The organism is Streptomyces sp. Ag82_O1-12, assembly GCF_900182715.1.
Lineage (GTDB): Bacteria > Actinomycetota > Actinomycetes > Streptomycetales > Streptomycetaceae > Streptomyces > Streptomyces massasporeus.
The window spans coordinates 3323058-3342230 of the sequence record NZ_FXUW01000001.1 but is presented as its reverse complement, the minus strand read 5'-3'; the positions used below and the strand labels follow the sequence as shown (position 1 = coordinate 3342230).

At 72.4% G+C, this 19173-nt stretch carries 13 protein-coding genes and 1 other RNA gene; 9 read left to right on the top strand and 5 right to left on the bottom strand.

Annotation, left to right across the window (positions count from 1 at the left end; translation table 11 throughout):
- Position 1 precedes the first annotated feature (1 nt).
- Positions 2-1414, bottom strand: a complete 1413-nt coding sequence (locus QOL88_RS15280; protein ID WP_097216958.1) for an ABC transporter substrate-binding protein — start codon at positions 1412-1414, stop codon at positions 2-4.
- 176 nt (positions 1415-1590) lie between these two features.
- Positions 1591-5844 carry an FHA domain-containing protein gene (locus QOL88_RS15275; RefSeq protein WP_097223008.1) on the bottom strand — a complete coding sequence of 1418 codons (4254 nt, stop codon included), beginning with the start codon at positions 5842-5844 and terminating at the stop codon, positions 1591-1593.
- A 389-nt stretch (positions 5845-6233) separates the two neighbouring features.
- Between QOL88_RS15275 and QOL88_RS15270 the strand changes: the two genes are divergently transcribed.
- The 4 genes from QOL88_RS15270 to QOL88_RS15255 all read left to right on the top strand — a co-directional run bounded on the left by QOL88_RS15270 (position 6234) and on the right by QOL88_RS15255 (position 11367).
- Entirely contained in the window at positions 6234-7928 is a 1695-nt protein-coding gene (locus tag QOL88_RS15270) for a serine/threonine-protein kinase (RefSeq protein WP_097216957.1), read from the top strand.
- A 122-nt stretch (positions 7929-8050) separates the two neighbouring features.
- Positions 8051-9295 (top strand): serine/threonine-protein kinase, encoded by a 1245-nt coding sequence (locus QOL88_RS15265; RefSeq protein WP_097216956.1) that lies wholly within the window; start codon positions 8051-8053, stop codon positions 9293-9295.
- Between the two features lie 58 nt (positions 9296-9353).
- Complete coding sequence (gene prfB, locus QOL88_RS15260; RefSeq protein ID WP_097216955.1) at positions 9354-10457, top strand: peptide chain release factor 2; 1104 nt, start codon at positions 9354-9356, stop codon at positions 10455-10457.
- A 289-nt stretch (positions 10458-10746) separates the two neighbouring features.
- Positions 10747-11367 (top strand): LPXTG cell wall anchor domain-containing protein, encoded by a 621-nt coding sequence (locus tag QOL88_RS15255; RefSeq protein ID WP_097216954.1) that lies wholly within the window; start codon positions 10747-10749, stop codon positions 11365-11367.
- 118 nt (positions 11368-11485) lie between these two features.
- Here QOL88_RS15255 and QOL88_RS15250 read toward each other — a convergent pair whose 3' ends face one another.
- Positions 11486-11677 (bottom strand): hypothetical protein, encoded by a 192-nt coding sequence (locus tag QOL88_RS15250; protein WP_097216953.1) that lies wholly within the window; start codon positions 11675-11677, stop codon positions 11486-11488.
- Positions 11678-11934: 257 nt separating this feature from the next.
- Here QOL88_RS15250 and ftsE point away from each other — a divergent pair, with 257 nt between their 5' ends.
- The 5 genes from ftsE to ssrA all read left to right on the top strand — a co-directional run bounded on the left by ftsE (position 11935) and on the right by ssrA (position 15835).
- Positions 11935-12624 carry a cell division ATP-binding protein FtsE gene (gene ftsE, locus QOL88_RS15245; protein ID WP_003990615.1) on the top strand — a complete coding sequence of 230 codons (690 nt, stop codon included), beginning with the start codon at positions 11935-11937 and terminating at the stop codon, positions 12622-12624.
- A 40-nt stretch (positions 12625-12664) separates the two neighbouring features.
- On the top strand, positions 12665-13582 hold the full coding sequence (ftsX, locus tag QOL88_RS15240) for a permease-like cell division protein FtsX (protein WP_097216952.1): 918 nt from the start codon (positions 12665-12667) through the stop codon (positions 13580-13582).
- Positions 13583-13650: 68 nt separating this feature from the next.
- The gene (locus QOL88_RS15235; protein WP_179878871.1) at positions 13651-14820 is read left to right on the top strand and encodes a S41 family peptidase; all 1170 of its coding nucleotides are present in this window, start codon (positions 13651-13653) and stop codon (positions 14818-14820) included.
- 45 nt (positions 14821-14865) lie between these two features.
- Positions 14866-15348: an SsrA-binding protein SmpB gene (gene smpB, locus QOL88_RS15230; protein ID WP_097216950.1), complete on the top strand. Its 483-nt coding sequence runs from the start codon at positions 14866-14868 to the stop codon at positions 15346-15348.
- Between the two features lie 98 nt (positions 15349-15446).
- Positions 15447-15835, top strand: a transfer-messenger RNA (tmRNA) gene (gene ssrA / locus QOL88_RS15225).
- A gap of 48 nt (positions 15836-15883) precedes the next feature.
- Here ssrA and QOL88_RS15220 read toward each other — a convergent pair.
- Both QOL88_RS15220 and yicI read right to left on the bottom strand, forming a co-directional pair.
- A complete protein-coding gene (locus tag QOL88_RS15220; protein ID WP_179878870.1) occupies positions 15884-16891 on the bottom strand; it encodes a LacI family DNA-binding transcriptional regulator in 1008 nt (335 codons plus the stop codon).
- Positions 16891-19140, bottom strand: a complete 2250-nt coding sequence (gene yicI / locus QOL88_RS15215; protein WP_097216949.1) for an alpha-xylosidase — start codon at positions 19138-19140, stop codon at positions 16891-16893. Before yicI ends, QOL88_RS15220 begins: the two co-directional genes overlap by 1 nt.
- Positions 19141-19173 lie beyond the last annotated feature (33 nt).

Below are 19173 nucleotides of genomic sequence, written 5' to 3'. Positions count from 1 at the left end.
GTCAGTTCCCGTACGCCGCGGCCGCTTCGGTCTCCAGCTTCGCCTGCGTCCCCGCGATGTCCTTCGGGTTCTTCAGGAAGTCCTGGAGGATCTTCCACTCGCCCTTGCCGGGCGTTCCGCCGAAGGCCTGCGGGGCCTGGTCGGACATGTCGAAGCGGAAGTCGTCACCGGCGTCGATGAGCGCCTTGGCGATCTTCTGCTGCACCGCGTTCGGATAGTCGGAGTTCGGCACGTTCTTGTTCGGCGAGAGGTAGCCGCCCAGCTTGGCCTGGATCGACGCCGCGTCCGGGGAGGCGAGCCAGGTGGCCAGGGCCTGCGACCCCTTCGAGTCCTGGAGGATCACGGCCGCGTCGCCGCCCGAGACCACCGGTCCGTTGTCACCGACCGCCGGGAACGGGAACACCTTCGCGTCCGTGCCGATCTTCATGCTCTTCGGAACGTTGACCTGCGCGAAGTCGCCCGCGGCCACCATGGCGGCCTTGGGCTGGTCCCCGCCGGTGAAGACCTGGGTGACGGACGCCGGGAAGTCGGTCTGCAACGCCCCGTTCGCCCCGCCCGCGATCCAGTCCGGCTTGCCCCAGACCTGCGCGAGCGTGGTCAGCGCGTCCTTCACGGACGGGTCCGTCCACTTGATCTCGTGCTTGGCCAGCTGGTCGTACTTCTCCGGCCCGGCCTGGGAGAGGTACACGTTCTCGAACCAGTCGGTCAGCGTCCAGCCCTCGGAGCCGCCGATGGAGAACGGGGTGACGCCGGAGTCGAAGACCGTCTGCGCGGTGTTGAGCAGATCCGGCCAGGTCTCGGGCTCACTCGCCCCGGCGTTCTCGAAGACCTGGTTGTTGTACCAGATCAGGGACTTGTTGGCGGCCTTGTAGTAGACGCCGTACGGCTTGCCGCTCACCTTGCCGATGTCCTGCCAGCCCTGCGAGTAGTTCTCGCCGAGCTCCTTGACGGCTTCGGACCCCAGCGGCTTGGCCCAGCCCTTGTCGACGGCCTGCTTGATGGCGCCGGGCTGCGGCAGCATCGCGATGTCCGGCGGCTGTCCGCCGGCCACCTTCGAGCCGATGAAGTTGATGATCGGGTCCTGTGCGGGCACGAACGTGACCTTGGCGCCCGTGCGCTTCTCGAACTCTGACAGAACCTTCTTGAAGTTGGCCTGTTCGGTGCCGCTCCACACGGCGGCGACCTCGAGGCTCACCCCGTCCAGCTTCGGAAGGGTGACGTTGCTGGTGGTGTCGTCGGTGTCGCCCGTGCTCCCACCGCTGCCTTCGTCGCTGCTTCCGCAGGCGGACAGCGAGAGCGCGAGGGCTCCCGCGGCGACGGCGGCCGCTGCCTTGGCGGCTCTGCGGTGCTGGGGGGTCGCCGTGTCCGGCTTGGGCGACCAGCGTGTCCGGATGGTGCTGCTCGTCATGCGCATGACTGCCCCGTTCTTCGTTCCTCGTCGAACGTCGAGCGCGCTCCCGTGCGATCTGGTCTACGCCCGGGTGTGCGGGGGCGGCAAGATGGCGTCGGCTGTCAAGCGGGGGATCGTGACTCCCTCGTGACCAGGGACGCGGCCCCATGACGCCGGGTGGGGCCGACGGCCGTCCTCGGTCACAGGAGCGACGGCACCTTCGCCGCCGCGACCTCCCGTGCCGCCCTTTCCAGCGCGCTGGCCAACAGTGCCAGGTCGGTGGGGCCGTTTCCGAGCTCCCGCACCGGACGGCGGGCCGGAGGGTCACCCATGCGGTGCCATTCCAGGGGCACGACCGTGGGGCGCAGCGTCGCCGTCCGGGGGATCCGGCCGGTGACCCGGCCGCCCTGGAACGGGGTGACCCGCCCGTCCGGACCGGTCAGCCTCCCCCGGCCGGGCGCGGGCTCTCCTCCAAGCTCTTGGCTTCGCTCGACCAGGGAGGTGCCCCCACGCCCCGGGGCGGGCGCGTCGAGTGTGACGCGCAGGGTGGCCCGGCGCGCCGGCTCCGTCTCCGCCGTGCGGGCGCACGGGCCGGTCGCCGCCACCAGGTGAACGCCGAGCCGCTCGCCCTCCCGGGCCACGGCCTCCAACGCGCGCATCACCGATCCGGCCGCCGGCCGCCCGGTCGAGCCGAGCGCCGGGGAGACCAGGGCGTCCAGGTCGTCGACGACCACGACGAGCCGGGGGAGCGGCGGCGCGGCCGCCTCTGTCTGCCGCCGGGCCGCTCCCGGCCGCAGCCGCATGGTCGAACTGGACGGGGAGTCGAGATCCCCGGCCCCTCCCTGGAGCGTGGCCCCGGCAGGCTCACCGCCCCGCGCCGTCGCCGTGCGCTGGGCGACCATACGGCCCGACAGCTCGCGCCCGGTGTGCCACTCGGCGAAGTCGGACCGCCCGAGCAGCTCGGAGCGCCGCTTCAGCTCGGCGCTCAGGGACTGCGCGAACTCCCGCATCCGGACCGGGTCGTGGGCCATGAGCAGCGTGGTGACATGCGGTACGTCCGTACACACCCGCAGTCCCTCGCCGTGCCCGCCGCCCGCGCCCGGGCCGCCCCGGCCGTCGACCAGCACGATGCCGAGGCGGTCCGGCCGCTCGGCGGCGGCCAAGGACGCGACGACCGCCCGCAGCAGCTCCGTACGCCCGCTGCCCGGCGGTCCCTCGATCAGCAGGTGCGGCCCCTGGGCGGCGAGGTCGGCGCAGACCGGGCCGCGCGGCCCGGCTCCCAGCACCGCGCGCACACGACCGCCCAGCGCCTCGGCGTCGTCGGCCGCGTCCGCCCAGCGCGCCATCAGCGACGCCGGGGTGGCCCGGGCCAGGCCCAGCTCGTCCAGCAGGCGGGCCGCCTGCGGCAGCGGTGCGGAGACGCGCGGCTGGCGCTCGCTCGCCGGGCCGTCCGTCCGCAGCGGGGCCAGCGCCCGCGCGAACCGCTCGGCCCAGGCCGCGGAGACGGCGTCGACGGTGGCGACGGTGCCGTGCCCGACCGGCCCGGCCGGTGAGCCGTCACCGCCGGCCCGGGCCACGCGCATCAGCCGCAGGGCCGTCGCCACGTCCCCGCTGAGCAGCGCGACCGCGCCGCACTGCCGGAAGGTCGGTGCCACCGCGCAGGCCGCCTCGTACGTCTCCGTCACCGGCGAGGCCGGGGAGGCGGCGGCCGTCTCGGCCAGGCAGACGACGTGTATCCCGGCCCGGGGGCCCTCCAGTGCCAGCCGCGCGACGGCTTCGCGCAGGTCGGCGCCGCCGGGGTCGCCGTCGACGACCACGACGGTGTACGGGCCGGGGAAACCGGCCGCCGCGTCGGCACCGGAGTCGTCGTCCCGGGCCCAGGAGGGGCGGCGGGGGGCGGGGACGGAGTGGTCCGGTTCCGGGGACGGGGCGGTGCCGGTGGGCTGCGGGCCGCCGGTCACCGAGGTACTCGTCGGCACACCGACGCTCCCTGCCGGGCCGGAGCCCTGGGCCGCGTCCGCCAGCTGGTCCTCCAGACGGCGGGTGAGCTCGTCGGCGCGGGCCGCCGCCTGTTCGCGGTCGTGGGCCAGGAGAAGCCGGCAGTCCTGCCCGTGCCCCGGGCGGACGTGCGGCAGCCAGCCCAGCCAGGACCACTCGGCGGTGCGCTCCTCCAACGAGCGTGAGCGGTCCGCGGCGATCAGGACGATCTCCAGCGAGTCGGGGGAGTGCAGCGCGGTGAGCTGGGCCAGGACCGCACGGGTCAGCCCGGCCAGCCGTGCCCGCGGCCCGGCCAGTCCCAGGGCGCCGACCTCGCGCAGCCCGGCCGTCACGGGTACGGCGGGCAGCAGGCCCGAGCCGTCCGGTGCCGCCCGGTCGGCCGTACCGAGGCGCACGGCCAGCGCCTCCGGGTGACCGGGGCCGCGCTCCCACAGCCGCGGCCCGGGCCCGAGGGCCGTGAGCAGCAGCGTGGCCGGGTCCGGCCAGGTCTCCGGGGCGGCCGGTGCGACGACCGGGTGCTGCTCCGCCGCGACCCCGGCGGCGGGCTCGTCCTCGTACGCCTCGCCCGGTTCCGCCGCCTGCTCGCCCCGCCCTCCGGTCAGCCGCCGGGCCCATGCCCCGATCCCCCCGCGCCTGCGGGTCCCCGGGGGTACGTCGGTGCCGCGCAGGGGGGTGCCCTTGCGCCCACGGCCGGAGCGCTGGTCCGCGAGGGCCGGGTCGTCGGGAGCGGCCGGCCCGTCCGTCTCCCGGGGGTGAGGACCGGTTCCGTCCGCGACGCCGAACGCCCCGAGCCCGGGTCGACCCGCGTGCGTGTCCCCGGCGCCGCTCACCGGCCGGGCCGGGGTGCCGGGAGGAGTCACGGGGGAGGGCCCCTGAGCGGCTTCGGGCCGCCGGGTGGACGTCCCGTGCGTCCCGTGCGTCTCGGAGGCAGGCCGTGTGGCGCCGGCCCGCGAACGTGCCGCGTCCTCGGTGCCCGGGTCGGGCGCCTGACTCGCGCCGTTCCCAGCGCGCCGGGCGCCCTGGGGCGGCACCTCGCCCCGGCTGTCTCCCGGGCGGACCGCACCCGCGGCGCCCTCGGCGGGCGCCTGACTCCAACGGGCCCCGACACCAGTGCCGCCCCGGGGCGGCACTTCGCTCCAGCCGTCCCCGGCGTGGGCCGCGCCCCCGGTGCCCTGGGCGGACGCTCGACTCCAACTGTCCCCTGTGTGGGCCGCACGCGCTGTGCCCGGAGAGGGCGCCTGGCTCCGGCCGGCCCCCTGGGCCGTCACCTCGCTCCGGCCGTCTCCGGCGCGTGCTCCGCGACCGGCGCCTTGGACAGGCGCCTGACCCCGGCTGTCCCCTGTGTGGGCCGCACGCGCTGTGCCCGGAGAGGGCGCCTGGCTCCGGCCGGCCCCCTGGGCCGTTGCCTCGCTCCGGCCGTCTCCGGCGTGGGCCGCGCCCCCGGTGCCCTGGGCGGACGTTCGACTCCAACTGTCCCCTGTGTGGGCCGCACCCCCGGTCGGCGCCTCGCTCCGAGAGCCCTCGGCGCGGGTCTCGCCGCCGCTGCCCGCAGCGCGGCCCCCGCCGCCGTCTCCTCGCGCCTCCGGCCGTTCGGGCGCCGCGCCCGCGCCCGGGCCCTCGCTCTCGATCCGTGGTGCCCCGCCCTGCCCGGGCACCACGGCCGGATCAGCCGGGCCGCGCCCGGAGGCACCGGGCGTGCCCCAGGCCGCCGAGCCGTAGGCGTGGTACGTGGCACCGGCGGGCCCGGCCGGTCCCGGGTCGGCCACGCGCGCGTGCGACGCGGCCGCGTCCCCGGCGGGCCCGGCCACGCGCACGTGCCCCTCCCCGTCCGGCGTCGTCTCGACCCGGCCCCCCGGCCCCCCGGCGGGAGCCAGCCGCAGGGCCGACTCACCGATCCGCAGCAGCGCACCCGGCGCGAAGGGGACCGCCCGGCCGTCCACCCGCGCGCCATTCACCGTCGTGCCGTTCGTGGAGTCGAGGTCGGCGACCGCGACGCGGCCGTCCGCGCTCACCGTGACCGTGCAGTGCAGCCGGGAGACGTCCGGGTCGTCGAGCGGTACGTCGGCGTCGGCGGAGCGGCCGACGCGGATCTCGCCGCCGTGCAGAAGATGGACACCGCCGGCGTCGGGGCCGGCCACCACCTGGAGCTGGGCCGGGGCGTCGTCCAGCTCGGGATGCGGCTCGGGCTCGCCCGGCGCGCCCACGGACAGCACGGCACCGTCGGTCAGCGGGGGCTCGCCGAGCGTGCAGCGCTGGGCGTCGAGCCGCTGCTCCCCGGCGTACAGCACGGGCGTGCCCGAACCGTCACCACCGGAGACCACCTGGGCGAGCGCGGACGCCACCGCGGCGAGCGCCGTACCGGCGGGCGCCGTGACCAGCACGTCGCTGCGCGGGGCGCGGTCCCGCGCCGGCGCCGACGGGCCCAGCGGATCTACGACGGTCAGCCGGATCTGCATCGCCGTCAGCGGTCCCTTCTGCCCGGGCGCGGAGTCCCCCACCCCGCCCCAGCACGTCGGCCAGTACTGGCAGCATCCTCGCACCTGCCACTGACAGCGCGCCCCTCGCTCGGGAAAAGGTGATCTTGATTGGTCGGCTCTGCCCGCAAAAGTGCCTGAGAGATGACCCACAGGCGACCGCTTGAGATCAGTCACGCTCACTCCCGGCAACCACAAGACCGAGGTGAGCGTCTTTCCTTCGAACGGCTGTGAGGGCCGTTACGTAAGACCCACTGCGTGAGACCGGCGACGCGAGACCCACAGAAGACGACACACCGGTCCCCGGCCCCCCGGCACTACAGTGGGTCGGACAGGCCAGCAGGCAAGGCAAGCACCAGGGAGCGCATGACGTGCGGCCGGTAGGCAGCAAGTACCTCCTCGAGGAGCCGCTCGGACGCGGCGCCACGGGCACCGTCTGGCGTGCCCGCCAGCGCGAGACCGCGGGCGCCGAGGCGGCCGTGCCGGGTCAGCCCGGCGAGACCGTCGCGATCAAGGTCCTCAAAGAGGAACTGGCCGGCGATCCGGACATCGTCATGCGGTTCCTGCGCGAGCGCTCCGTCCTGCTGCGGCTGACCCACCCGAACATCGTCCGGGTGCGTGACCTGGTCGTCGAGGGCGAGCTGCTGGCGCTGGTCATGGACCTCGTCGAGGGCCCCGACCTGCACCGCTACCTGCGCGAGAACGGGCCGTTCACCCCGGTCGCCGCCGCCCTGCTCACCGCCCAGATCGCCGACGCGCTCGCCGCCAGCCACGCCGACGGCGTCGTCCACCGCGACCTCAAGCCGGCCAACGTCCTGCTCCAGCAGTACGACGGGCAGATGCACCCGCTGCTGACCGACTTCGGCATCGCCCGCCTCGCCGACTCCCCGGGACTGACCCGCACCCAGGAGTTCGTCGGCACGCCCGCGTACGTCGCGCCCGAGTCCGCCGAGGGCCGCCCGCAGACCTCCGCCGTCGACATCTACGGCGCCGGCATCCTGCTGTACGAACTGGTCACCGGCCGCCCGCCGTTCTCCGGCGGCTCCGCCCTGGAGGTGCTGCACCAGCACCTGAGCGCCGAGCCGCGCCGCCCCTCGACGGTCCCCGACCCGCTGTGGACCATCATCGAGCGCTGCCTGCGCAAGAACCCGGACGAGCGGCCCAGCGCCGAGAACCTCGCCCGCGGCCTGCGCGTCGTCGCCGAGGGCATCGGCGTGCACGCGAACTCCGCGCAGATCGCCGCCGCCGAGGGCGTCGGCATGCTCCTCGTGCCCGACCCGGCCCCCGCGCCGGTGCCGGACACCCCCGGAGCGGCCGACCCCACCCAGGTCCTCCCGCAGGGCGCGGGCTCGTACGACCCGAACGCCGCGACCAGCGTCATGCCGCACACCGGCGGCCCGGCCGGCGCCGCCGACCCCACCGCCGTCATGAACCACCGGGGCGCGGGCGACCCGACCGCCGTCATGCCGCCGGTCCCGCCGGGCTCGCCCGGCCACCCTGGCGGGCAGAACCAGCAGGGCGGACCCGAGGACCCGCACCCCTGGCAGAACCAGTTGCGGGCGGCCCGTGACCGCAACGAGCAGACGCAGGTCCAGAACTACCTCGACCCGAACGAGGACCCGCTGCGCCGCCGCCCCCAGCGCCAGGTGGCCCGGCCCCAGCAGCAGCCCCCGCGCCGCCAGGCGCCCCCGCCCGGACCCGGCTACGGCTACCCGCAACAGCAGCAGCCCCAGCAGTACGCGCCGCAGCCCCAGCGCCCCCAGCCGCCGCAGCGCTACGCCCCGCCCGCGCCGCCGCCCCAGCAGCCGCAGCCGCCGCAGCGCGAGCCCCGGCAGCCGCGGCAGCGCAGCGCCAACCCGATGCGGATCCCCGGGCTGGGCTGTCTGAAGGGCTGCCTCTTCACGATCGTCATCCTGTTCGTCGCCGGCTGGCTGATCTGGGAGCTGAGCCCGCTCCAGGAGTGGATCGGCACCACCAAGGGCTACTGGGACCAGCTCACCGACTGGTTCAACACCGTGACCGGCTGGTTCGAGAAGCTCGGCGGGAGCAGTTCCGGCACGAACTGACCGGAACCGCCCCGCGGGGTTGGTGATTTGTCGACACCCGGCGGGTGATTTCCGCCTCGACGGTGAAGGTTGGGTCTCCGGACGCGTAGTTTTAGCGACAACACGCGTCGGTAGGAGCAGCCTTGGCACGGAAGATCGGCAGCCGGTACACCGCCCACCAGATCCTCGGGCGGGGCAGCGCCGGCACGGTGTGGCTGGGCGAGGGCCCCGAAGGTCCCGTCGCCATCAAGTTGCTGCGCGAGGACCTCGCGTCCGACCAGGAACTCGTCGGCCGCTTCGTCCAGGAGCGCACGGCCCTGCTCGGCCTGGAGCACCCGCACGTGGTGTCGGTGCGGGACCTGGTCGTCGACGGCAACGACCTGGCGCTCGTCATGGACCTCGTCCGCGGCACGGACCTGCGCACCCGGCTGGACCGGGACCGGCGCCTGGCCCCCGAGGCGGCCGTCGCGATCGCGGCCGACATCGCCGACGGACTGGCCGCCGCGCACGCCGCGGGCGTCGTGCACCGGGACGTCAAGCCGGAGAACGTGCTCCTGGACATGCAGGGCCCCCTCGGCCCCGGCGGCTCCCACCGTGCCCTGCTGACCGACTTCGGCGTGGCCAAACTCATCGACACCCCGCGCCGGACCAAGGCCACGAAGATCATCGGCACTCCGGACTACCTCGCCCCGGAGATCGTCGAGGGCCTGCCCCCGCGCGCGTCCGTCGACATCTACGCGCTCGCCACCGTCCTCTACGAGCTGCTGGCGGGCTTCACGCCCTTCGGCGGCGGCCACCCGGGCGCGGTCCTGCGCCGTCATGTCACGGAGACGGTCGTCCCGCTGCCCGGCATCCCGGACGAGCTGTGGCAGCTGCTGGTGCAGTGCCTGGCCAAGGCCCCGGCGTCGCGGCTGCGAGCCTCGGAGCTCGGCGTCCGGCTGCGGGAGCTGCTGCCGATGCTCGCGGGCATGCCCCCGCTGGAGGTCGACGAGCCGGACACCGAGTCCGCGGAGGAGGCCGACCGCGAGGAGCAGCCCGCACCGGAGCCGACCGGGGAGCGCGTCCGGCGGCGGGGCGCGGTCCCCCTGGTGCCGGGCGCCAAGCCGGCCGACTCCAACCGCGACACCCACACCTCGATGCGCGTCCCCGCCCCCGACGAGCTGGCCGGCGGCGCCCACGGCACGGCCCGGGCCCCGCGCACCGCGGGCACTCCCCGCCCCGGCTCGGCCCGTAACCGCGCCGCGGCCCGGCGCCGCCGGGTGGCCCTGGGAGCGGGCGCGATCGCCCTCACGGCGGCGATCGGCGTCGGCGCCTGGCTGTCCACGTCGGACGACGACGGCGGCGCACCTCCCCAGGACACGAAGAACTCCGCCCCGCAGACCCCCTGAGCCGCCCGCACCGGCCGCCCGGCGATGGCCGCCGGGCGGAGCCGTTACGCTGGAGGGCGTGGCAGTCGTCGACGTATCCGAAGAGCTCAAGTCCCTCTCCTCGACCATGGAGTCGATCGAGGCCGTTCTGGACCTCGACAAGATGAGGGCAGACATCGCCGTGCTCGAGGAGCAGGCGGCCGCGCCGTCCCTCTGGGACAACCCCGATGAGGCGCAGAAGATCACCAGCAAGCTGTCCCACCTCCAGGCCGAGGTGCGCAAGGCCGAGGCCCTGCGCGGTCGCATCGACGACCTGGGCGTTCTCTTCGAGATGGCCGAGGAGGAGGACGACCCGGACACCCGCGCCGAGGCCGAGTCCGAGCTCACCGCCGTGAAGAAGGCGCTGGACGAGATGGAGGTCCGCACCCTCCTCTCCGGTGAGTACGACTCCCGGGAGGCGCTGGTGAACATCCGCGCCGAGGCCGGTGGCGTCGACGCCGCCGACTTCGCGGAGAAGCTCCAGCGCATGTACCTGCGCTGGGCCGAGCAGCGCGGCTACAAGACCGAGATCTACGAGACCTCCTACGCGGAAGAGGCCGGCATCAAGTCGACCACCTTCGCCGTGCAGGTCCCCTACGCCTACGGCACCCTCTCCGTCGAGCAGGGCACGCACCGCCTCGTGCGCATCTCGCCCTTCGACAACCAGGGGCGCCGCCAGACCTCCTTCGCGGGCGTCGAGATCCTCCCCGTGGTCGAGCAGACCGACCACATCGAGATCGACGAGTCCGAGCTGCGGGTGGACGTGTACCGCTCGTCCGGCCCCGGCGGCCAGGGCGTCAACACCACCGACTCCGCGGTGCGCCTCACCCACCTCCCCACCGGCATCGTCGTCTCCTGCCAGAACGAGCGGTCGCAGATCCAGAACAAGGCGACCGCCATGAACGTTCTCCAGGCGAAGCTGCTGGAGCGGCAGCGCCAGGAGGAGCGGGCCAAGATGGACGCCCTCAAGGACGGCGGGAGCTCCTGGGGCAACCAGATGCGTTCTTACGTCCTGCACCCGTACCAGATGGTGAAGGACCTGCGCACCGAGTTCGAGGTGGGCAACCCCGAGGCCGTTTTCAACGGCGAGATCGACGGGTTCCTCGAGGCCGGAATTCGCTGGCGCAAGCAGCAGGAGAAGTAAGTTTGTCGACAAGGCAACTGCCGCCCCCGGGGCGGTAGTTGCCTTTTCTGTGCTCGGATGTCCGGGTTTTACATCACACTCACACGCTTAAACTCCCGGCATATCTCTCGTAGTTGGACATGGCAGCCGTAAACGGCCTTGACGTGTTCTTGAAAAATGGGAAGGGTGAAGCGCGGCATGCGTGTCTCTGGGGCGCATGTGAACCGGGGGCCCTTCAACGCAGCCGTCCCCGTCGAGCACAGCCCCGAGCGCTGCCTAATGACGATGAGCTACTGGGGGTAGCAACCATATGACGAAGAAGACGCGGATCCGTGTCGCGCGGATAGCCGCCGGCGCCGTGATCGCCGCCGGTGCCTCGCTGACCGCCGCCGGCGCCGCATCCGCCACGGAGGCCGACGACTGCCTGCTCGGCATCCTGTGCGCCGACGAGTCGCCGTCCCCGACGCCGACCGACCCGCCGACCGAGCTCCCGACGGACCCGCCCACGGACCTCCCGACGGACCCGCCCACGGACCTCCCGACGGACCCGCCGTCGACCGAGGAGCCCACCGACGAGCCGACCGAGCCGACGGACGAGCCCACCGAGCCGACCGAGGACCCGACGACCGCTCCGACCGACCCGGGCAACGGGAACGGCACCGGCGGCGGCAACGGCAACGGTGGCAACAACACCGACCCCGACGGCGGCACCTCGCCGCAGGAGGAGGGCTCCTCCTCCCTCACCGAGATCGGCTCGGACTCCACCCCGGCCCCGCAGGCCCAGGCCCAGGGCAACGGCGAGGAGCTCGCCGAGACGGGTGCCGCGCAGACCACCTTCCTGGTGATCGGCGCCGCCACGATGATCGCCGGCGGTGTCGGCTTCCGTCTGCTGCCGCGCCTCGTGGGCGGCCGCGGCGGGGCTGCCGCCTGACGGTAGCCGCGTCCGCACGGACCGTGGACACACGGACCGTGAGCACAGCGCAACACCGAGGGCCCGGAGCGATTCGCTCCGGGCCCTCGGCCGTGTCCGGGGGCGGCTGCCTACGCCGCTACGCGGTCTGGTGCGCCAGCAGGGCCACCGCCGCGATCAGCACCGTCAGCAGTGCGATCAGGGTCATCGGGTTCAGGCCGGCGAGGAAGTTCTCCTGCTGCATCCGCTCGCGGTTCGCGCGGCACACCGGGCAGCGGCCCTCGTTCACGGGGGACGCGCAGTTCGCGCACACCAGCCGGTCGTACGTCATGCGCTTGCCCTCCTTGCGCCGGTTCCACCCGTCCAACGTCCGTGGGGGTGGGAATGTTCCCCCCTCCACTTTGCCAGGTTCCGACGGCCGTCGCGCGGCTGCGCATTTTCTGTGGTTGTACGCACAGTCCCCCCGCGCCTCTCGGGGCTCGGTATAAAACGGCACATCCGTGGCGCAACCACTGTCGGTGACTGCGATGCCCCACCCGGGTCGCGTATGGTCACGCTCATCTACCCCCGGCGACCCGTGGTGCATCCGTGATCCGATTCGACAATGTCTCCAAGGTCTACCCCAAGCAGACCCGCCCCGCCCTCAGGGATGTCTCCCTGGAGGTCGAGAAGGGCGAGTTCGTCTTCCTCGTGGGGTCCTCCGGCTCCGGAAAGTCCACCTTCCTGCGGCTGATACTCCGCGAGGAGCGGTGCAGTCACGGTCAGGTGCACGTTCTGGGCAAGGACCTCGCCCGCCTCTCCAACTGGAAGGTCCCGCAGATGCGGCGCCAGCTGGGGACGGTCTTCCAGGACTTCCGCCTGCTGCCGAACAAGACGGTCGGCGAGAACGTCGCCTTCGCGCAGGAGGTCATCGGCAAGTCCCGCGGCGAGATCCGCAAGTCCGTGCCGCAGGTGCTCGACCTCGTCGGGCTCGGCGGCAAGGAGGACCGGATGCCCGGCGAGCTGTCCGGTGGTGAGCAGCAGCGCGTCGCCATCGCGCGGGCCTTCGTCAACCGGCCCAAGCTGCTCATCGCCGACGAGCCCACCGGCAACCTCGACCCGCAGACCTCCGTCGGCATCATGAAGCTGCTCGACCGCATCAACCGGACGGGCACGACCGTGGTGATGGCCACGCACGACCAGAACATCGTGGACCAGATGCGCAAGCGCGTCATCGAACTGGAGAAGGGCCGCCTCGTCCGCGACCAGGCCCGCGGTGTCTACGGCTACCAGCACTGATACCGCACCCGAGATCCACGGAAAGGCATAACCAGTCGCCATGCGCGCCCAGTTCGTCCTGTCGGAGATCGGTGTCGGTCTCCGCCGCAACCTGACGATGACCTTCGCCGTCATCGTCTCCGTCGCCCTGTCGCTCGCCCTGTTCGGCGGGTCGCTCCTGATGAGCGACCAGGTCAACACCATGAAGGGCTACTGGTACGACAAGGTCAACGTCTCGATCTTCCTCTGCAACAAGAGCGACGCCGAGTCGGACCCCAACTGCGCCAAGGGCGCGGTGACCGACGACCAGAAGTCGCAGATCAAGGCCGACCTCGGCAAGATGGACGTCGTCCAGGCGGTCACGTACGAGTCGCAGGACCAGGCGTACAAGCACTACAAGGAGCAGTTCGGCGACTCCCCGCTCGCCAGCTCCCTCACGCCGGACCAGATGCAGGAGTCGTACCGCATCAAGCTGAAGGACCCGGAGAAGTACCAGGTCATCGCCACCGCCTTCAACGGCCGGGACGGCGTGCAGTCCGTGCAGGACCAGAAGGGCATCCTGGACAACCTCTTCAAGCTGCTGAACGGCATGAACTGGGCCGCCCGCGCGGTGATGGCGCTGATGCTGGTCGTCGCGCTGATGCTGATCGTCAACACCGTGCGCGTCTCGGCGTTCAGCCGCCGGCGTGAGACCGGCATCATGCGGCTGGTCGGCGCCTCCGGCTTCTACATCCAGGCGCCGTTCATCATGGAGGCCGCGGTCGCCGGACTCATCGGCGGCACCCTCGCGTGCGGCTTCCTGCTGATCGCCCGGTACTTCCTCATCGACCACGGACTGGCCCTGGCCGACCAGCTGACACTGATCAACTTCATCGGCTGGGGCGCGGTGCTGAAGTATCTGCCGCTCATCCTCGCGACGAGCCTTCTGATGCCCGCGTTGGCCGCGTTCTTCGCGTTGCGCAAGTACTTGAAGGTGTGACGCATGCCAAGAGGGGCCGTGCGGTCAACCGGCCGTACGGCCCTTCCGCTTGTCCTAGACTCACCGGCATGTCAGGTCGTGACCCGTTCTGTCAGCCCCGTCGCATCCGTCGCGGGGCCGCCCTGACGTTGGTGTTCGCGAGCGTGCTCGTCGCCGGTGCGGCCACCGGGGCGTTGCCGCAGGGCGAGGGTAAGTCCGCCCGGGACGAGGCTCGTTCGGCCGGACCGGCCGGGCGCCACGCGGACGTCGCCAGGGCGGCCGAGGAGGCCATGGCCGACGGCAAGTCCCCGATCCAGGCCGCCAAGCGCGCCGTCAGCCGCAGCGGTGACCGCTGGGGCGCCGTCTACTCCCGGGGTGAGTACGAGGAGTTCGAGGAGTCCCTCGACGGCCAGTACACCGGCGTCGGCCTGTGGGCCCGCAGCGAACGGGACGGCCGTATCGAGGTGACGAAGGTGCGCGCCGGCTCGCCCGCCGCGACCGCCGGGATCCGCCCCGGAGACCTGCTGCGCAGCGTCGACGGCGAGAAGACCGACGGCCGTCCCGTCACGGAGGTCGTCTCCTTACTGCGCGGGGACGCCAAGGACGCCCCCGCGGGCACCGCCGTCCGCCTCGGCCTGGAGCGCGGCAACCGCGCGTGGACCGAGACCCTGCGCCGGGCCCAGCTGTCCACGGACTCCGTCACCGTGCGCGAGCTCGCCGGCCGGGTCACCGTCATCAAGGTCGCCACCTTCACCAAGGGCTCCGGCCGCCAGGTCCGTGAAGCCGTCCGGCAGTCCCCGCCCGGCGCCGGGATCGTGCTGGACCTGCGCGGCAACTCCGGTGGCCTGGTCACCGAGGCCGTGACCGCCGCCTCCGCCTTCCTCGACGGCGGCCTGGTCGCCACCTACGACGTCGAGGGCGAGCAGCGCGCCCTGCACGCCGAGTCCGGCGGGGACACCACGAGGCCCCTGGTCGCGCTGGTCGACGGCGGGACGATGAGCGCGGCCGAGCTGCTCACCGGTGCCGTGCAGGACCGTGGGCGGGCGCTCGTCGTGGGCTCCCGCACCTTCGGCAAGGGCTCGGTCCAGATGCCGAGCCGGCTGCCCGACGGCTCCGTCGCGGAGCTCACCGTCGGGCACTACCGCACCCCCTCCGGCCGCGGGGTCGACGGCCGGGGCATCACGCCCGACCTGGAGACCGGCGAAGATGCCCTCCAGCGGGCCCAGGCCGTACTGCGGGGCCTCGCGAGCCCCTCGTAATCGACTTTCCGCAGGACCCCTCCGTAGTGCGAAAATGGCGGCACTATGGCTAAGGAAAAAGGGCGCAAGCTGATCGCGCAGAACAAGAAGGCGCGGCACGACTACCTCATCATCGACACCTACGAGGCCGGCCTGGTCCTCACCGGGACGGAGGTGAAGTCCCTGCGCCAGGGACGGGCGTCGCTGGTGGACGGCTTCGTGCAGCTGGACGGGAACGAGGCGTGGCTGCACAACGTCCACGTGCCGGAGTACAGCCAGGGCACGTGGACCAACCACAGCGCCCGGCGCAAGCGGAAGCTGCTGCTGCACCGCGCCGAGATCGACAAGCTGGAGTCGAAGTCGGGCGAGACGGGCCACACCATCGTGCCCCTCGCGCTGTACTTCAAGGACGGCCGGGCCAAGGTCGAGATCGCGCTGGCGAAGGGCAAGAAGGAGTACGACAAGCGCCAGACGCTCCGTGAGAAGCAGGACCGCAGGGAGACCGACCGCGCGATCGCGTCGGTGCGGCGCAAGCAGCGCGGGGCGTAGGGAATACGCTGGCACCGACCCGCGTTGGTCACGTACGATGGTCACTGCACCCCACAGCGGGTGCGCGCCCCTCTCCGGAGGGATTGTCAACACAACATGGGGATGATCGGTTTCGACAGCGGCTGTCGAAGCAGGGGAAGCGTGTCGAGGAAGCGGCAATGATCTCGTAAACCATATGTCGCAAAAAATAATCGCCACTACCAAGCGCGATTCCCAGTCCTTCGCCCTCGCTGCCTAATAAGCAGTGAGTGAAGGACCCTTAATGGGTGTCAGCCCGGGAGCGTTCCCGACCCGGATCCTGGCATAATCTAGGGAACTAAACCATCGAGCCCGGTCACGGGGCTCGATGGGAAATCAAACAGTGACTGGGCCCGTCGGCGACTTGTTCGCGTGATCGCCGGGGCCGAGAAAATCACAGCGAACTGCACACGGAGAAGCCCTGATTCCGCACCGTTGGACGCGGGTTCGATTCCCGCCATCTCCACTCATCCCATGTGGGCAAAGGCCCCGTCGCTTATCTGCGGCGGGGCCTTTGTCATGCCGTCCGGCGTGCCGTGCTCGCCCGTTCCGTCAGCCGGGGCGCAAGAAGCGTCGTCTCCCGTACGGGGGTGCCGTGCAGCTTCCGTATCAGGAGGTCCACCGCGTGGGCGCCCAGCTCGTCGGCCGGCAGGGACACCGACGTGACCGGGACACGGGGCGTCGTCGCCAGGTCGTCGGCGCAGACGGCCATGACGGAGAGGTCGGCGGGGATGCGCAGGCCGAGATGCTCGAAGGCGGCGATCAAGGGGGCCAGGAGAGGTTCGTTGTGGACGATTACGGCGGTGAGGGCGGGGTGCTCGTGGAGCAGCCGCTCGGCGAGCCCCGGGGCCGTGGCGGGGTCGGGGTCGCCCGGGTGGACGGACGAGGCCAGGCCGTGACGGGTGGCGGCCGTGGTGAAGCCGTGCATGAGGTGGTGGGCGTAGGCCGTCTTGCGGAGGTAGACCTCCGGGGGCGAGCCCACCAGGGCGACCGTGCGGTGGCCCAGCTCCGCCAGATGCTCCACGCATGCCTCGCCCGCCGCCCGGAAGTCGAGGTCGACGCAGGTCAGGCCGTATGCGTGCGCCGGGACACCGATCAGGACCGACGGGCGGTCCAGGGAGCGGAGCCGAGGGAGGCGGGGGTCGTGGAGTTCCACGTCCGTCAGCAGCAGCCCGCCCACCGAAGCCGTGTGCACGGCGCGGCTCAGGCCCTCCTCGGCCTCCTCCTGGGTGAGGAGCAGGACGTCGTGGTCGTGCGCCCGGGCCGTCGTCACCACCGACACCACCAGCCTCATCACCACCGGGACGTGCACACCGGCGCGGAGCGGAGCCGCCAGGGCCAGGACGTTCGGTACGCCGTCGGCCAGGGCCCTGGCGGCCGCGTGAGGGCGGTAGCCCAGGTCGCGGGCGGCCGCCTCGACGCGTCGCCGGGTCTCGTCGGAGATCGGGCGCTTGCCGCTCAGCGCGTAGGAGACGGTGCTGGGGGAGACCCCGGCCCGCCGAGCCACGTCCGTGATCTTGACCATCAGCCGAGATCCAGCGCGAGGAGGCCCGTGCCGGGCGCGGCCTGGACCTCGCGGTCGCCCGCGGCCAGGCTCCAGGCGGCCGCCGGGGCGTCGCACGTCGCCCGCAGGGTGTTCCCCTGGCGAACGACCGTGAAGGTCACGCCCCCGACCGGCACCGTCACCTCGTCGCCGGGCCGCAGACCGTACGCCCGCAGCGTCACCCCGTCGGCGTGGTCGTAGTCCGGGCGGTCGTCCCGCGCGCCGACCGGGATCACCGCGCCGGGCCGGACCAGCAGCGGCGCGCTCAGGAAGCCGTGGTGCTCCCGCACCCAGCGCGGGCCGGTCACCGTGCCGCCGGTCGGGAAGTGTGTCCAGGTGCCCTCGGGGACGTAGTACGTGACGTCGCCCTCGTCGCTGAACACCGGGGCGACCAGCAGGTCCGGGCCGAGCATGTACTGCCGTTCCAGGTGCGCGCACCCCGGGTCGTCCGGGAACTCCAGCACCATCGCACGCATCATGGGCAGGCCCTCGGTGTGAGCCGTGCGGGCCGTCTCGTACAGGTAGGGCATGAGGCGGAGCTTCAGCCGGGTGAAGTGGCGGGCCACGTCGACCGACTCCTCGTCGAACTGCCAGGGCACCCGGTAGGAGCTGCTGCCGTGCAGGCGGCTGTGCGAGGAGAGCAGTCCGAAGGCCAGCCAGCGCTTGAACAGGGCGGGGGTGGGGGTGCCCTCGAAGCCGCCGATGTCATGGCTCCAGAAGCCGAATCCCGACAGGCCGAGGGACAGGCCGCCGCGCAGCGACTCCGCCATCGACTCGTAGGTCGCCTCGCAGTCGCCGCCCCAGTGCACGGGGAACTGCTGGCTCCCCGCGGTCGCGGAACGGGCGAAGAGCACGGCCTCCCGCTCACCGCGGTGCTTGCGCAGCACCTCGAAGACCGTGCGGTTGTACAGGTACGTGTAGTAGTTGTGCATCCCCTCCGGGTCCGAGCCGTCGGACCAGACGACGTCGAGGGGCACCCGTTCACCGAAGTCGGTCTTGAAGCAGTCGACGCCCTGCGCGAGCAGCGTTTCCAGCTTGGCGGCGTACCAGTCGCGGGCGGCCGGTGACGTGAAGTCGACCAGGGCCATTCCGGGCTGCCACATGTCCCACTGCCAGACCGAGCCGTCCGGGCGCTTCAGCAGATGCCCGAGCGCCTTGCCCTCGGCGAACAGCGGCGAGCGCTGGGCGATGTACGGATTGATCCAGACGGAGACGTGCAGGTCACGGGCCTTCAGCCGGGCCAGCATGCCCTCCGGGTCGGGGAAGACGCGGGAATCCCACCGGAAGTCGCACCAGTTGTGCTCGCGCATCCAGAAGCAGTCGAAGTGGAAGACGGACAGCGGCAGTTCACGCTCCCGCATGCCGTCGATGAAGGAGGTCACCGTCTCCTCGTCGTACGAGGTGGTGAACGACGTCGACAGCCACAGGCCGAACGACCAGGCGGGCGGCAGGGCCGGGCGGCCGGTCAGGGCCGTGTACCTGCGCAGGATGTCCTTCGGGGTCGGGCCGTGGATGACGTAGTACGTCAGCTCCTGGGTCTCCGCGCTGAACTGCACCCGGGAGACCACCTCCGAGGCGACCTCGAAGGACACCCGGCCCGGGTGGTCGACGAAGACGCCGTAGCCCGCGTCCGTGAGGTAGAAGGGCACGTTCTTGTAGGCCTGTTCGCTGCATGTGCCGCCGTCGGACTGCCAGATGTCGACGACCTGCCCGTTCTTCACCAGCGGGCCGAAGCGCTCACCGAGGCCGTAGACGGACGTGCCGACGTTGAGGACCAGCTGTTCGCGCAGGTGGTGCGCGCCGGAGGCGTCCGTCATGATGCCCGTGTTCTTGTGGCCGCTGCTGGTGAGCGTGCGGCCGTGCGCGCGGAACTCGACGTGCCAGGGGCCGCCCCGGGCCAGCCGGACCGACAGGTCGCCGGAGGTCAGGGTCGCGTGCTCGTCGTCGTACGAGATCTCCGCGGAGGTGTCCGACGCCGTGAGCTCGAACTCGGGGCCGCGGGGCTCGCCACCGGTGAAGTGCGTCAGGGTCAGGCCGATGACGCCGGGCATGGGGGTGTGTGCCCGGACCGTGAGGACCGGGCCGGTCATCAGGTCGCCACGGGAGCGGACGGGCCGGGTCGGGGCGTGGATCTCCAGGGCGCCGTCCGACTCGGTGACGTCGAGGGCCTGGGCCGGATGGGCCGCGGTGACGCCCTCGCGCAGGAGCCAGTAGCCGTCGGTGAACTTCATGTGGGGTCCCTACTCTCCCGGCGCACGACACTC

Bases quoted from the DNA above. Each gene is read 5' to 3' on its own strand.
- smpB (WP_097216950.1), top strand. From the start codon at position 14,866: ATGGCTAAGGAAAAAGGGCGCAAGCTGATCGCGCAGAACAAGAAGGCG.
- QOL88_RS15250 (WP_097216953.1), bottom strand. From the start codon at position 11,677: ATGACGTACGACCGGCTGGTGTGCGCGAACTGCGCGTCCCCCGTGAAC.
- QOL88_RS15235 (WP_179878871.1), top strand. From the start codon at position 13,651: ATGTCAGGTCGTGACCCGTTCTGTCAGCCCCGTCGCATCCGTCGCGGG.
- yicI (WP_097216949.1), bottom strand. From the start codon at position 19,140: ATGAAGTTCACCGACGGCTACTGGCTCCTGCGCGAGGGCGTCACCGCG.
- QOL88_RS15255 (WP_097216954.1), top strand. From the start codon at position 10,747: ATGACGAAGAAGACGCGGATCCGTGTCGCGCGGATAGCCGCCGGCGCC.
- QOL88_RS15275 (WP_097223008.1), bottom strand. From the start codon at position 5,844: ATGCAGATCCGGCTGACCGTCGTAGATCCGCTGGGCCCGTCGGCGCCG.
- QOL88_RS15280 (WP_097216958.1), bottom strand. From the start codon at position 1,414: ATGCGCATGACGAGCAGCACCATCCGGACACGCTGGTCGCCCAAGCCG.
- QOL88_RS15220 (WP_179878870.1), bottom strand. From the start codon at position 16,891: ATGGTCAAGATCACGGACGTGGCTCGGCGGGCCGGGGTCTCCCCCAGC.
- ftsX (WP_097216952.1), top strand. From the start codon at position 12,665: ATGCGCGCCCAGTTCGTCCTGTCGGAGATCGGTGTCGGTCTCCGCCGC.